Raw genomic sequence first — 14,054 nt, forward strand, 5'->3', positions numbered from 1 at the left:
CACCGATTTCCTTTAAAAACCTTGCGAGTGATCCCTATGTCCCATCGTATTGTTATTGTCGGCGGCGGCGCCGGCGGTCTGGAGTTGGCTACCCGTCTGGGTAAGACTCTGGGCAAGCGCGGCACGGCCAGTGTGATGCTGGTCGACGCGAACCTGACGCACATCTGGAAGCCTCTGCTGCACGAAGTGGCCGCCGGATCGCTGAACTCTTCCGAGGATGAACTCAACTATGTTGCCCAGGCGAAATGGAACCACTTCGAGTTCCAGCTGGGGCGCATGAGCGGGCTTGATCGCGCGCAGAAAAAAATCCAGCTGGCCGCCACCTACGACGAGAACGGCGTAGAGCTGGTTCCCGCGCGTGAAGTAGCCTACGACTCGCTGGTGATCAGCGTCGGCAGCACCACCAACGATTTCGGCACCCAGGGCGCAGCGCAGCACTGCCTGTTCCTCGACACCCGCAAACAGGCCGAACGCTTTCACCAACAATTGCTCAATCACTACCTGCGCGCACATGCCGGGCAGACCGATGTGATCGAACAGATCAGCGTGGCGATCGTTGGTGCCGGCGCCACAGGCGTCGAGCTGGCGGCAGAACTGCACAACGCCGCACATGAACTGGCCGCTTACGGCCTCGACCGGATCAAACCGGAGAACATGCACATCACCCTGATCGAAGCCGGCCCACGGGTGTTGCCAGCCCTGCCGGAGCGCATCAGCAGCCCGGTGCACAAGACTCTGGAGAAACTCGGGGTCAACGTGATGACCAACGCTTCGGTCAGCGAAGTGACCGCCGACAGCCTGATCACCGCCGATGGCAACGTGATCAAGGCCAGCCTGAAAGTCTGGGCTGCCGGGATTCGCGCGCCGGGTTTCCTCAAGGACATCGACGGTCTGGAAACCAACCGTATCAATCAACTGCAAGTGCTGCCGACGTTGCAGACCACCCGCGACGAAAACATTTTCGCCTTCGGTGACTGCGCCGCCTGCCCGCAACCGGGTTCGGATCGCAACGTGCCGCCGCGTGCGCAAGCCGCGCACCAACAAGCTTCGTTGCTGGCCAAGTCGCTGAAGCTGCGTATCGAAGGCAAAACCCTGCCGGAGTACAAGTACACCGACTACGGCTCGCTGATTTCGCTGTCGCGTTTTTCGGCTGTGGGTAACTTGATGGGTAACCTGACCGGCAGTGTGATGCTGGAGGGCTGGCTGGCGCGGATGTTTTACGTGTCGCTGTACCGCATGCACCAGATGGCACTGTACGGACCGTTCCGCACGGCGATGCTGATGCTGGGCAGCAAGATCGGTCGCGGCACCGAGCCACGCTTGAAGCTGCATTGATCTAAAACTGTGGGAGCGGGCTTGCTCGCGAAGAGGTTGTGTCATTCAACATTCATGTCGACTGATACACAGCTTTTCGCGAGCAAGCCCGCTCCCACACTGTTTTGCGCAGCTCAAAAATCCAGCTCACTCCTGCAATCGATCTCTGCACATCAGAGCTGGAAGCGCCGCACCATGCCTTGCAGCGCGTTGGCCAGTTGCGACAGTTGGTGACTCGACGCGCTGGTCTGATCGGCTCCCGCTGCGGAACGGACTGACAGGTCGCGAATATTCACCAGATTACGATCCACTTCCCGCGCGACTTGCGCCTGCTCCTCCGCCGCACTGGCAATCACCAGATTGCGCTCATGAATCTCATGCACTGACGCGGTGATGGTTTCCAGCGCCTCCCCCGCGCGCTCGGCCAACGCCAGCGTGGATGTAGCCCGCGCAGCGCTGGCCTGCATCGAATCCAGCGCCAGGCTTGAACCGGTGCGCATGCCCTGCACCATCTGCTCGATCTCCTGCGTCGATTGCTGAGTGCGATAGGCCAGCGCCCGCACCTCATCGGCAACCACCGCAAAACCGCGTCCGCTCTCCCCTGCGCGTGCTGCCTCAATGGCCGCGTTGAGCGCAAGCAGGTTGGTCTGCTCGGCAATCGCACGGATCACATCCAGCACTTTGCCGATGTCCTGTGACTGGTTGGCCAGCGATTGCACCAACTCGCCGGTGTGCTGCACGTCGCTGGCCAGCGCATTGATGGCCGACGCGGTGTCACCGACCCGCGCCTGCCCCAGTTGCGCCGACTCACTGGATTGACGGGTGGCATCGGACGTCGACACCGCGTTGCGCGCGACTTCTTCAACCGCCGTGGTCATTTCATTGACCGCCGTGGCGGCCTGTTCGATTTCGTTGTTCTGCTGCTGCAGGCCTTGTGTGCTGTCGAGCGTCACCGCGTTGAGCTCATCGGCAGCGGTGGCCAATTGCGTGGCCGAACCGCTGATGCCTTGCAGCGTTTCCCGCAGGTTCTGCTGCATGGTTGCCAGCGCCTTGAGCAAACGGCTGACTTCATCGTTACCGTGGGTTTCGATCGGTCGGGTCAGGTCGCCTTGGGCCACACTTTCGGCAGCGCTGACGGCGCTGCTCAGCGGACGGACGATGCTGCGGGTGAGCAACATCGCCAGCGCCACCGTGGCCAGCGCCGCCAGCGCGATGAACAGACTGACGATGGTGCGTGAGGTCTGATAGTGGTCAGCGGATTTCTGACTTTCCGCGGCAACCTGCCTGGCGAAAAGATCCGCGAGGTCATTGAGCTGCTTGCCGGAACCGTCGACCACGGTCTTCATATCAACCAGCAACAGTTTGGTCAGCTCGTCACGCTGGCCTTGATCGGCCAGGGTGAAGGATTGCGCGATGCCGGTGCGATACGCGGCGAAGGTTTTTTTGAACTGGCCATAGAGCTGCTGGCCTTCCGCCGTGGTGACCAGTTTGTCGTAGGCGGCGATCTTCTCGCTCAGCTCCTTGTCGCGGGTATCCATCTGGCTGCGGTAAGTCGCGACGTTCTGCGGATCCTGATCAAGCGCCATGCGCAGGGAAATCGTGCGGATCCGCAACATCAGCTCGCGAATCTCGTCACCGCCGCGAATGCTCGGCAACCACTGGCTCTCTACCGCGACCTCACTGTCACGGATGCTCGACATCTGCCCCAAAGCGAATACGCCGAGCAACGCCACCAAGACCGCGATCAGGGCGAAACCCAGTGCGGCACGTGGAGCAATATTCAACTGACGAAGCAACATGACGGACGCCCTTATTCTTGTATTGGCCAGATTGAAGGGGCGAACAGCGGCAGTCCCCTCTCGTTAGCGGGCTATCGGCAAGTTGTACGATGACTTGAAGGGAATTGTCTTTCGCGGGGACAAAAAAAATCCCCGTATCTTTCGATACGAGGATTTTTAATATGGTCGGGGTAAGGGGATTCGAACTCCTGACATCCTGCTCCCAAAGCAGGCGCGCTACCGGACTGCGCTATACCCCGGTAAAAAAAAGGCGACCTTTCAAAGATCGCCTTCTTCGATCAGCGCTTTTGGCCTCTGATCTTAAGATTCGATCCCAGTGTTACCTGGTTTCAAAAATGGTGGGTCGTGTGGGATTCGAACCTACGACCAATTGGTTAAAAGCCAACTGCTCTACCAACTGAGCTAACGACCCAAAAATGGTCGGGGTAAGGGGATTCGAACTCCTGACATCCTGCTCCCAAAGCAGGCGCGCTACCGGACTGCGCTATACCCCGGTTTGAAATTGGCTCCGTGACCAGGACTCGAACCTGGGACCCAATGATTAACAGTCATTTGCTCTACCGACTGAGCTATCACGGAACTACATATTTCAATTTACAACGGTGAAACTTACAGCTCTTAGACTTCCGTTCGCATCGCTGCGTTCGTGTGTCTGAGGCGCGCTATTCTACAACCTAGAACACCTCTGTCAACCCCCTAAATCGCTTTCAAGTTAATGATTTGCAACTTATTTCAGATTTCAGCTCAGTGAGCTGAGATGCTGCGGGTGACTGACTGCGGGGCGCACTTTACAAGCCTTTTCCTTAGACTTCAACAGCCTAACGAAAAAAAGGCCTCGCAAAGCGAGGCCTTCCTTATTTCATTGGCGTTGCCGCTCAGTCGAAAACGATTTCGTCGTTCACGACATTGCCGGTTGCTGTATCGCCCGGCAGGAAATGCCCCGACAGGATCAACTGCGCCAACGGGTTTTCGATCCAGCGCTGGATCGCACGCTTGAGAGGACGCGCGCCATAAACCGGGTCGTAACCCACGGCAATCAGCTTGTCCATCGCTTCCGGGCTCAGTTCCAGCTTCAGCTCGCGCTCGGCCAGACGACTGCGCAGACGGCCCAACTGGATCTCGGTAATCCCCGCGATCTGATCCCGCGCCAGTGGCTCGAAGATCACCACTTCGTCGACCCGGTTGATGAACTCGGGACGGAAGTGCGACGTCAGCGCGTCCATCACCGCTGCACGCTGGGCCTCACGATCACCGACCAGTTCCTGGATCTGCGACGAACCGAGGTTCGAGGTCATGACGATCACGGTATTGCGGAAATCCACCGTGCGTCCGTGGCTGTCGGTCAGCCGTCCATCCTCAAGCACTTGCAGCAGGATGTTGAATACATCCGGATGCGCCTTCTCGACCTCGTCCAGCAGGATCACCGAGTAAGGCTTGCGGCGCACCGCTTCGGTCAGGTAACCGCCCTCCTCGTAACCCACGTAGCCTGGTGGCGCCCCGATCAGCCGCGCCACGGAATGTTTCTCCATGAACTCGGACATGTCGATCCGCACCATTGCCTCTTCGGTATCAAAGAGGAATTCGGCCAGCGCCTTGCACAGCTCGGTTTTACCGACACCGGTCGGGCCGAGGAACATGAACGAGCCGCTTGGACGATTCGGATCCGCCAGCCCGGCACGCGAGCGCCGTACCGCGTTGGCGACCGCGACCACCGCCTCGTCCTGACCAATCACACGCTGATGCAACAGGCTTTCCATCTTCATCAGCTTGTCGCGCTCGCCTTCGAGCATTTTCGACACCGGAATACCGGTCCACTTCGACACGACTTCGGCGATTTCCTCTTCGGTCACCTTGCTGCGCAGCAACTGGTTTTCGCTCTTGCCGTGCTGATCGACCATTTGCAGGCTGCGTTCCAGATCCGGGATCACCCCGTACTGCAATTCGGCCATGCGGTTGAGGTCGCCTTTACGGCGCGCCGCTTCCAGCTCCTGACGCGACTGCTCGATCTTTTGCTGAATCTGCGCCGAACCCTGTACCTCGGCTTTTTCCGAGTTCCAGATTTCTTCCAGATCCGAGTACTCACGCTCGAGGCGGACGATTTCTTCCTGGAGTTTTTCCAGGCGTTTCATCGCCGCTTCATCGCTTTCTTTCTTCAGGGCCTGAGATTCAACCTTGAGCTGAATCAGGCGACGCTCCAGACGATCCAGCACTTCCGGCTTGGAGTCGATCTCCATGCGAATACGGCTGGCGGCCTCGTCAATCAGGTCGATGGCCTTGTCCGGCAACTGCCGGTCAGTGATGTAGCGATGGCTGAGCTTGGCCGCGGCGATGATCGCGCCATCGGTGATCGCCACTTTATGGTGAACCTCATAACGCTCCTTGAGGCCACGCAGAATGGCGATGGTGTCTTCTTCGCTCGGCTCGTCCACCAGCACTTTCTGGAAACGCCGTTCGAGGGCCGCATCCTTCTCTATATATTGGCGGTACTCGTTGAGCGTGGTTGCGCCGACGCAGTGCAGCTCCCCCCGCGCCAGTGCCGGTTTGAGCATGTTGCCGGCATCCATCGAGCCTTCGCCCTTACCGGCGCCGACCATGGTGTGCAGTTCGTCGATGAACAGAATGATCTGCCCTTCCTGCTTCGACAGCTCATTGAGCAACGCTTTCAGGCGTTCCTCGAACTCACCGCGATACTTGGCACCGGCAATCAGCGCGCCCATGTCCAGCGACAGCAGACGTTTGCCCTTGAGGCCGTCCGGCACTTCGCCGTTGATGATGCGCTGGGCCAGACCTTCGGCAATCGCGGTTTTACCCACGCCAGGTTCGCCGATCAGCACCGGGTTGTTCTTGGTGCGACGCTGCAGAACCTGAATGGTGCGGCGAATTTCGTCGTCACGGCCGATCACCGGATCGAGCTTGCCGTCTTCGGCGCGCTTGGTCAGGTCGACGGTGTATTTGTCCAGCGCCTGACGCGACTCTTCGTGGTTGGCGTCATTTACCGCCTCACCACCGCGCAGGTTGTTGATCGCGTTTTCCAGGGCTTTCTTGCTCACGCCCTGGCCGAGCAGCAGTTTGCCAAGCTTGCTGTTCTCGTCCATCGCGGCGAGCAGCACCAACTCGCTGGAAATGAACTGGTCGCCCTTCTGCTGAGCCAGGCGATCAGCCTGATTGAGCAGGCGCGCCAGATCCTGCGACATGTTGACGTCGCCGGTCGGGTTCTGGATTTTCGGTAATTGGTCGAGCTCTTTGGTCAGCTCTTTGCGCAAGCTGTTGACGTCGAAGCCGACTTGCATCAACAGGGGTTTGATCGAACCACCCTGCTGTTCAAGCATGGCTTGCATCAAATGCGCCGGCTCGATGGCCGGATGATCGTGGCCAACGGCCAGGGATTGGGCGTCGGACAACGCCAACTGTAATTTGCTGGTTAAACGGTCTATACGCATGGGTCACCTTCCTTTTGAGCAGGCCGGACCTAAAAACCATCCTGAATAAAGAAACCTGCCAGATACCACTGTAGATGCGGTCGATTCTGGGAGATTCAAGCGTCAGCGAGTTGATTCAGGTCAGGCAAGTCTAGCGGGTGAGCCAGACAAGGGAGGCGAAACGGCCAGTGCGCGACGCACGGCGGTAAGAAAAGAAGCGCGGGTCGGTCACGGTGCAGAAACCGCCACCATAAACCGCAGTGACACCGCGTTCAGCCAGACGCAGGCGCGCCAGTAGATAGATATCAGCCATGAACTTGCCAGCATTGTGACTGGGCACGAAGGCTGCTGCCGCTGCCGGCAGTTGCTTGACGAAGACTTCGCGGACTTCCGGGCCGACTTCAAAGGCCTTCGGGCCAATGGCCGGGCCGAGCCAGACCAGTACGTCCGCCGCAGCGGTGTCGAGATGATCGAGAGTGGCTTGCAGTACGCCCGCCGCCAAACCGCGCCAACCAGCGTGAGCCGCCGCGACGCGAGTACCGGCACGGTTGCAGAACAACGCCGGCAGGCAATCTGCGGTCATCGCCGTGCAGGCAATCCCGGGAGTCGCCGTCCAACTGGCATCGGCGGTGGCAACCACGCCCGGATCAGCATGAGCCACGGCAGTCCCGTGTACTTGCTGCAACCAGGCAGGCTTTATCGAGAAGTGTTCGGTCAGACGCCGACGATTCTCGGCGACTGCTTCCGGGCGATCATCGACATGATCGCCCAGATTGAGGCTGTCGAACGGCGCCTCGCTGACACCCCCCTCGCGGGTGGTGACACAGGCGCTGACGCTGGCCGGCGCAGGCCAGTCCGGCGTCAGCCAGTTCATCCGACGAATGCCTCGCGATCCTGCTTGAGCAGGGTCAGCAGCCAGACGAAGTCTTCCGGCAGCGGCGATTCCCAGCTCATGCGCTCACCGGTGGTCGGATGATCCAGCTCAAGGAAGCGCGCGTGCAGGGCCTGACGCGGGAAGTGCTTGAGCGACTCGACCATGGTCGGGTTCGCGGCAGGCGGAATGCGGAAACGACCGCCGTACGCCGGGTCGCCGACCAACGGGAAGTTGATGTGCGACATGTGCACACGAATCTGATGGGTCCGGCCGGTTTCCAGTTTGACCCGCACATGCGTGTGGGACCGGAAACGCTCCAGCACGCGGTAATGACTGACGGCCGGCTTGCCGCCTTCCATCACTGCCATGCGCTGGCGCTGCTGACCATGACGGCCGATCGGGGCGTTGATCTTGCCCCCGGCGGTCACGACACCGATCACGATGCACTCGTAGATCCGGCTGACGCTGCGGCTTTGCAGCTGGGCAACGAGCTTGGTCTGCGCCTGAATGGTCTTGGCCACCACCATCAGACCGGTGGTGTCCTTGTCCAGGCGATGCACGATACCGGCGCGCGGGACATTGATGATGTCCGGCACGTGGTGCAGCAAGGCATTGAGCAAGGTGCCATCGGCGTGGCCGGCAGCCGGGTGCACCACCAGGCCCGCAGGCTTGTTGATCACCAGGATGTCGTCGTCTTCATAGACGATGTCGAGCTCGATGTCCTGGGCGATCCACTCGCCCTGGGCTTCCTGCTCGGCAGTCAGCTCAAGGACGGCACCGCCATGCACGATGTCGCGCGGGCGGATGACCGCCCCGTCCACAGTCAGGCGACCTTCTTTGATCCAGGCGGAAAGGCGCGAGCGTGAGTGCTCAGCGAAGAGTTGGGCGGCGACTTGATCGAGGCGTTGGCCGCCCAAATCGGACGGCACCTCTGCGCGAAGTTCAATTTTATCGGACATGCTCTGACTGGCGTCGGCACAGCCTTTGGTTTCGGCTGCGCGCTTGTGGTTAAATACGGCGTCTTTTGCCCCGAGGCTTTTCAACGGGGCGCTCATCATAACAGGACGGCCCCGCCCAAGACAGCGGCCGTCATAGGGACGCAAGCCGCCATGCAAGTGAAACACCTGCTGCTGATCGCCATCCTCGCATTGACCGCTGCTTGCTCATCGAAGGAAGTCGTAGACGAAAACCTCAGCGAAGCCGAGCTGTATCAGCAGGCTCAGACTGACCTGGACAACAACAGCTACACCAGCGCCACAGCCAAGCTGAAGGCCCTGGAGTCGCGTTATCCGTTCGGTCGCTACGCCGATCAGGCACAGCTGGAGTTGATCTACGCCAACTACAAGAACGCCGAGCCGGAAGCTGCAAAGTCCGCCGCCGAGCGTTTCATTCGTTTGCATCCGCAGCATCCGAACGTGGATTACGCGTACTACTTGAAAGGTCTGACCTCTTTCGACCAGGACGTCGGCCTGCTGGCGCGCTTCCTGCCGCTGGACATGACCAAGCGTGACCCGGGCGCTGCCCGCGACTCGTACAACGAGTTCGCACAGCTGACCAGCCGCTACCCGAACAGCCGCTACGCGCCGGACGCCAAGCAGCGCATGATTTACCTGCGCAACCTGCTGGCGGCCTACGAAATCCACGTCGCCGACTACTACCTGACCCGTCAGGCTTATGTAGCCGCTGCCAACCGTGGCCGTTACGTGGTGGAAAACTTCCAGGAAACCCCATCGGTCGGCGACGGCCTGGCGGTGATGACCGAGGCTTACCAGCGTTTGCACCTGGACGATCTGGCCGCCACCAGTCTGGAAACCCTGAAGCTCAACTATCCGAACCACCCAAGCCTGCAGGACGGTCAGTTCGTGCCATCGGTCGCCGAAGCCGACAACCGTTCGTTCCTGAGCAAGGCTACTCTGGGCCTGATCGAATCGCGTCCGCCGCTGCCGCCGGGAGAAACCCGCGCCAACCAGGACGTGCAGAAGCAGTTCCAGGACGCGAAAGACGCGATCCCGAACGAGCTCAAGCCTAAAGACGAAAACGGTGACGTCATTGAAGAAGAACATCACGAGGCTGAAGGCAACAACGAAGACCGTTCGTGGTTCAGCTACATGACCTTCGGCGTGTTCGACTGATCACACCGGGTGGCACAAAAAAGGGAGATCCGCGGATCTCCCTTTTTCATTACCGCACATTAATAGTCTGTGCGCTTGCCGACTCCTTGGCTAAACTGCCGAATCATTCGCCGAAAAGCCGCCCATCATGCTTCGTTTACTGTTCTGGATTGTCCTGATTTTCGCTGCGGTATGGCTGTGGCGCAAATTCAAGGCGCCCGCCGCTTCCGCCCAGTCGCCCCGCGCGCAAGACGCCGCGCCGATGGTGCGCTGCGCCCATTGCGGCGTGCACCTGCCGCGTGATCGCGCGCTGAACCTTCAGCAACAGTGGTATTGCAGCCAGGCTCACCTTGAGCAAGGCCCGGGCACCAGTGATCGCTGAGGCCGCCCACGCCGACAGTAAACAGGCGCAGCGCCTGCTGCGCCTGTATCATCTCTACCGTTTGAGCGTCGGCATCACCCTGGTGTTGCTGATCTCCAGCAACATGGACAACCGCCTGCTGACGTCGGCCGACGACGACCTGCTGCGCAGCGGCAGCTGGTTATATCTGGTGCTGAATATTCTGCTGGTGGTGTTCCTGGAGAACACCCGCCGCCCGGCGCAGTTGTTCACCCTGGCCTTGGTCGATGTGCTGTTGCTGTGCGGCCTGTTCTACGCGGCGGGCGGCGTGGCCAGCGCCATCGGCAACCTGTTGATTGTCTCGGTGGCGATCGCCAACACCCTGCTGCGCCGGCGCATCGGCCTGCTGATTGCCGCCATCGGCGCACTCGGCATTGTCGGCTCCAGCTTTCTGCTGGGCTTCAGTCACCCCCTGAGCGCCAATGACTATCTGCAAGCCGGGACCCTCGGCGCTTTGTGTTTTGCCGCATCGTTGCTGGTCCAGGGCCTGATCCGGCGTCTGGAAGTCAGCGAAAATCTCGCCGAACAGCGTGCCAGCGAAGTCACCAGTCTTGAAGCCCTCAACGCCCTGATTCTGCAACGCATGCGCACCGGCATCCTGGTGCTCGACGAACAGCGCCGGGTACAGCTGGCCAATCACAGCGCGAAAAATCTGTTGGCCCAGTCGCATCTTGAAGGGCATTTGATCAGCGACTACTCGCCGGCATTGGTCGAGCGTCTGCAGCTGTGGCTGAGCAACCCGACCCTGCGCCCGCAGAGCCTGAAGATCCCCGGCAACGGCCTGGAACTGCAACCCAGCTTCATCGCCCTCGACCAGAGTCCCAACCAGCAAACCCTGGTGTTCCTCGAAGATCTGGCGCAAATCGCTCAGCAAGCCCAGCAGCTCAAACTCGCCGCACTGGGGCGTCTGACTGCCGGCATCTCCCATGAAATCCGCAATCCACTGGGCGCCATCAGTCATGCCGCGCAGCTATTGGCGGAGTCCGAGGAACTCGATAGCGCCGATCGGCGTCTGACGCAGATCATTCAAGACCACTCCCAGCGCATGAACCGAGTCATCGAAAACGTCCTACAACTGTCGCGCCGCCAGCAAAGCGCTCCGCAACGGCTGGATCTCAAACCGTGGCTGGAACACTTTGTTGCCGAGAGCCGCGAGCAGGCGAGCGAGCGCCAGTCGATTCATTTGCGGATCAATTCCGGGGACTTCATCACGTTGATGGATCCCGACCAGCTCACGCAGATTCTCGACAATCTGTTACGCAACGGCTGGCGGCACAGCGCCCTGCTGCACCAGCAGGCCGAAGTCTGGCTGGCGCTGTTCGTCGACCCCGACAGCCAGCTGGCGGTGCTCGAAGTGCAGGACAACGGCCCCGGTGTCCCGTCCGATCAGCAGGCGCATCTGTTCGAACCGTTCTTCACCACCAGCAGCCAAGGCACCGGCCTTGGGCTTTATCTGTCCCGTGAGCTGTGCGAAAGCAACCAGGCGCGCCTAGACTTCAAACCACGCCAAGGCGGCGGCTGCTTTCGCATCACCTTTGCTCACGGACGGAAACAAAGTTGAACACGAGCCCACGGCAAAAAATCCTCATCGTCGACGACGAACCGGATATCCGCGAACTCCTGGAAATCACCCTGGGACGGATGAAACTCGACACCTTCAGTGCTCGCAACCTCGGCGAAGCCCAGGCACTGTTGCAGCGCAATGCGTTCGACCTGTGCCTGACCGACATGCGCCTGCCCGACGGCACGGGGCTGGACCTGGTGCAGCACATCCAGCAACGTTATCCACAACTGCCGGTGGCGATGATCACCGCGTATGGCAGCCTGGAAACCGCGATTAATGCGTTGAAGGCCGGGGCCTTCGACTTCCTCACCAAACCGGTTGATCTCACGCGCCTGCGTGAACTGGTCAGCACCGCACTGCGCATGCCGGCGGCGGGTGGCGCTGTATCGTCGATAGATCGGCGCCTGCTTGGCGACTCGCAGCCCATGCGCGACCTTCGCAAACAGATCGACAAACTGGCGCGCAGTCAGGCACCGGTCTACATCAGCGGCGAATCGGGCAGCGGCAAAGAGCTGGTCGCGCGGTTGATCCACGAACAAGGGCCGCGCGCGCAACAGCCGTTTGTACCGGTCAACTGCGGGGCGATCCCTTCAGAGCTGATGGAGAGCGAATTTTTTGGCCATCGCAAAGGCAGCTTTACCGGCGCGGTGGACGACAAACCGGGGCTGTTTCAGGCCGCGCACGGCGGCACCCTGTTTCTCGATGAAGTGGCGGATCTGCCGCTGTCGATGCAAGTCAAGCTGCTGCGGGCGATTCAGGAAAAAGCCGTGCGCAGCGTCGGCGGCCAGCAAGAAACCGTGGTCGATGTGCGCATTCTGTGCGCCACACACAAAGACCTGGAAGCGGAAGTCGCCGCCGGGCGCTTTCGCCAGGACCTGTATTACCGCTTGAATGTGATCGAACTGCGCGTGCCGTCCCTGCGCGAACGGCGCGACGACATCGAAGTGCTGGCCACGCACATGCTCCAGCGTCTGGCCAGCAACAGTGGCCAGCCGGCAGCCCAATTGCACCCGCAAGCGCTTGAAGCACTGAAGCGTTATCGTTTTCCCGGAAATGTGCGAGAACTGGAGAATGTCCTCGAACGCGCGCACACGCTGTGCGAAAACCAGGTGATCGAGGCTGCGGATTTGCGCTTGAGCGAAGGCAATTGCGCAGTCGAGGACGGTATTGCCGACCTGACGCAAATCGACAACCTTGAGGATTATCTGGAGAACGTCGAGCGCAAGCTGATCCTGCAGGCGCTGGAGGAAACGCGCTGGAATCGCACGGCGGCGGCGCAGCGCTTGAGTTTGTCGTTCAGGTCGATGCGTTATCGGCTGAAGAAACTCGGTCTGGATTGAGGGCCCCTTCGCGAGCAAGCCCGCTCCCACATTGGATTTTGTGATCGACAAAGATCAACTGTGGGAGCGAGCCTGCTCGCGAAAGCGATCTGCCAGGCTACAGAGAAATATCTGACTAAATGCGACCTTCAGGCGCATACGGCGCCGGATCGATAATCGGCGCACGCCCCAGCATCGTATCGGCAAACAACTGACACGACGCCGGCGCCAGCACCAGGCCATTGCGGTAATGCCCGCAGTTCAGCCACAACCCCCCAAACCCCGGCACGCGGCCGATATACGGGATTCCCTCAGGCGAGCCCGGGCGCAAACCGGCCCAGTGCCCCACCACTTCGGCCTCCGCCAGCGCCGGCAGCAGCTCGACCGCCGAAGCCTTGAGGCTCTGCAACGCGACATCGGTCGGGGTCTTGTCGTAGCCTTCGTGCTCCAGCGTACTGCCGATCAGAATGTGCCCGTCACGACGCGGAATCGCATAACGCCCCTTGGCCAGCACCATGCTCGGCAGGAAATCCGCTGCGCACTTGTAGAGAATCATCTGGCCCTTGACCGGCTCCACCGGCAGCGTCAGGTCCAGCGTCTTGAGCAGATCACCGCTCCATGCCCCGGCCGTCAGCACCACCTGATCGCCACTGATCACGCCTTTGGACGTCTCGACGCCAACCACCCGCTCGCCTTCGCGAACAAACCCGCTGACTTCGCATTGCTCGTGAATCGTCACGTTCGGCAGCGCCAGCAAAGCGGCTTTCAATGATTTGACCAGACGCGGGTTACGCACATTGGCCACATCGGCCATGTAGATTGCCCGGGAGAACCCGCCGCCCAACACCGGCACTGCGTCGTGCGCCGCCGAGATATCAACAGCCCGCAGCGGACGGTTTTCCCGCTCGGCCCAAGCCAGCGCCTCGGCTTCATCCTCCAGATCCAGCCAATACAGGCCGGTGGTGTGCACTTCGGGATCAACCCCGGTATCGGCAAACAGCCGCTCGCCCAGCTGTGGATAAAAATCCTGCGACCAATGCGCCAGCGCGGTGACTGCCGGGCTGTAGCGCCACGGGTACAGCGGTGAAACGATACCGCCGCCCGCCCAGGACGATTCCTGGCCGACGTTCGAGCGATCCAGCAGCACCACGCTGCGCACTTCGGAGGCGAGGTTGTAGGCGGTCAGCAGGCCAATCACCCCGCCACCGACAATCACCACTTGCTGTTGCCTGGTCATGTTTGATCCAACCGTAA

10 protein-coding genes, 4 tRNA genes and 1 pseudogene are annotated in these 14,054 nt (G+C 60.5%); 5 read left to right on the forward strand and 10 right to left on the reverse strand.

Translation table 11 applies throughout. The features are described from left to right. The first annotated feature begins 36 nt into the window (after nucleotides 1-36). Complete coding sequence (locus tag ACOYXG_RS22665; RefSeq protein WP_150367937.1) at nucleotides 37-1,335, forward strand: NAD(P)/FAD-dependent oxidoreductase; 1,299 nt, start codon at nucleotides 37-39, stop codon at nucleotides 1,333-1,335. 152 nt (nucleotides 1,336-1,487) lie between these two features. Here ACOYXG_RS22665 and ACOYXG_RS22670 read toward each other — a convergent pair whose 3' ends face one another. The 9 genes and pseudogenes from ACOYXG_RS22670 to rluD all read right to left on the reverse strand — a co-directional run bounded on the left by ACOYXG_RS22670 (nucleotide 1,488) and on the right by rluD (nucleotide 8,365). After that, on the reverse strand, nucleotides 1,488-2,351 hold the full coding sequence (locus ACOYXG_RS22670; protein WP_440131029.1) for a methyl-accepting chemotaxis protein: 864 nt from the start codon (nucleotides 2,349-2,351) through the stop codon (nucleotides 1,488-1,490). Beyond that, a pseudogene (locus tag ACOYXG_RS22675) lies at nucleotides 2,343-3,113 on the reverse strand (MCP four helix bundle domain-containing protein); the annotation flags it as partial. The pseudogene ACOYXG_RS22675 and the gene ACOYXG_RS22670, both read right to left, overlap by 9 nt. Nucleotides 3,114-3,275: 162 nt before the next feature. Next, nucleotides 3,276-3,352 (reverse strand) — tRNA-Pro (locus ACOYXG_RS22680). 97 nt (nucleotides 3,353-3,449) lie between these two features. Then, nucleotides 3,450-3,525 (reverse strand) — tRNA-Lys (locus ACOYXG_RS22685). A 5-nt stretch (nucleotides 3,526-3,530) separates the two neighbouring features. After that, a tRNA-Pro gene (locus ACOYXG_RS22690) sits at nucleotides 3,531-3,607 on the reverse strand. Nucleotides 3,608-3,616: 9 nt separating this feature from the next. Next, nucleotides 3,617-3,692: transfer RNA gene (locus tag ACOYXG_RS22695), tRNA-Asn, on the reverse strand. A gap of 296 nt (nucleotides 3,693-3,988) precedes the next feature. Further along, nucleotides 3,989-6,553: an ATP-dependent chaperone ClpB gene (gene clpB, locus ACOYXG_RS22700; protein ID WP_097089230.1), complete on the reverse strand. Its 2,565-nt coding sequence runs from the start codon at nucleotides 6,551-6,553 to the stop codon at nucleotides 3,989-3,991. Nucleotides 6,554-6,683: 130 nt separating this feature from the next. Then, entirely contained in the window at nucleotides 6,684-7,406 is a 723-nt protein-coding gene (pgeF, locus tag ACOYXG_RS22705; RefSeq protein ID WP_460354106.1) for a peptidoglycan editing factor PgeF, read from the reverse strand. Beyond that, nucleotides 7,403-8,365 carry a 23S rRNA pseudouridine(1911/1915/1917) synthase RluD gene (gene rluD, locus ACOYXG_RS22710; RefSeq protein ID WP_041065339.1) on the reverse strand — a complete coding sequence of 321 codons (963 nt, stop codon included), beginning with the start codon at nucleotides 8,363-8,365 and terminating at the stop codon, nucleotides 7,403-7,405. Before rluD ends, pgeF begins: the two co-directional genes overlap by 4 nt. Nucleotides 8,366-8,515: 150 nt before the next feature. Here rluD and ACOYXG_RS22715 point away from each other — a divergent pair, with 150 nt between their 5' ends. The 4 genes from ACOYXG_RS22715 to ACOYXG_RS22730 all read left to right on the forward strand — a co-directional run bounded on the left by ACOYXG_RS22715 (nucleotide 8,516) and on the right by ACOYXG_RS22730 (nucleotide 12,821). Beyond that, nucleotides 8,516-9,538, forward strand: a complete 1,023-nt coding sequence (locus ACOYXG_RS22715) for an outer membrane protein assembly factor BamD (protein ID WP_047602635.1) — start codon at nucleotides 8,516-8,518, stop codon at nucleotides 9,536-9,538. 127 nt (nucleotides 9,539-9,665) lie between these two features. Beyond that, nucleotides 9,666-9,899, forward strand: a complete 234-nt coding sequence (locus ACOYXG_RS22720; RefSeq protein WP_460354108.1) for a PP0621 family protein — start codon at nucleotides 9,666-9,668, stop codon at nucleotides 9,897-9,899. Beyond that, on the forward strand, nucleotides 9,889-11,478 hold the full coding sequence (locus ACOYXG_RS22725) for a sensor histidine kinase (RefSeq protein ID WP_460354111.1): 1,590 nt from the start codon (nucleotides 9,889-9,891) through the stop codon (nucleotides 11,476-11,478). Before ACOYXG_RS22720 ends, ACOYXG_RS22725 begins: the two co-directional genes overlap by 11 nt. Further along, nucleotides 11,475-12,821 carry a sigma-54-dependent transcriptional regulator gene (locus tag ACOYXG_RS22730; protein ID WP_097089238.1) on the forward strand — a complete coding sequence of 449 codons (1,347 nt, stop codon included), beginning with the start codon at nucleotides 11,475-11,477 and terminating at the stop codon, nucleotides 12,819-12,821. Before ACOYXG_RS22725 ends, ACOYXG_RS22730 begins: the two co-directional genes overlap by 4 nt. 115 nt (nucleotides 12,822-12,936) lie before the next feature. Here the strand turns inward: ACOYXG_RS22730 and thiO are convergent, their stop codons facing one another. Continuing rightward, nucleotides 12,937-14,037 (reverse strand): glycine oxidase ThiO, encoded by a 1,101-nt coding sequence (gene thiO / locus ACOYXG_RS22735; protein WP_460354114.1) that lies wholly within the window; start codon nucleotides 14,035-14,037, stop codon nucleotides 12,937-12,939. Nucleotides 14,038-14,054: the final 17 nt, after the last annotated feature.

It is taken from the genome of Pseudomonas sp. G3-39 (assembly GCF_054790485.1).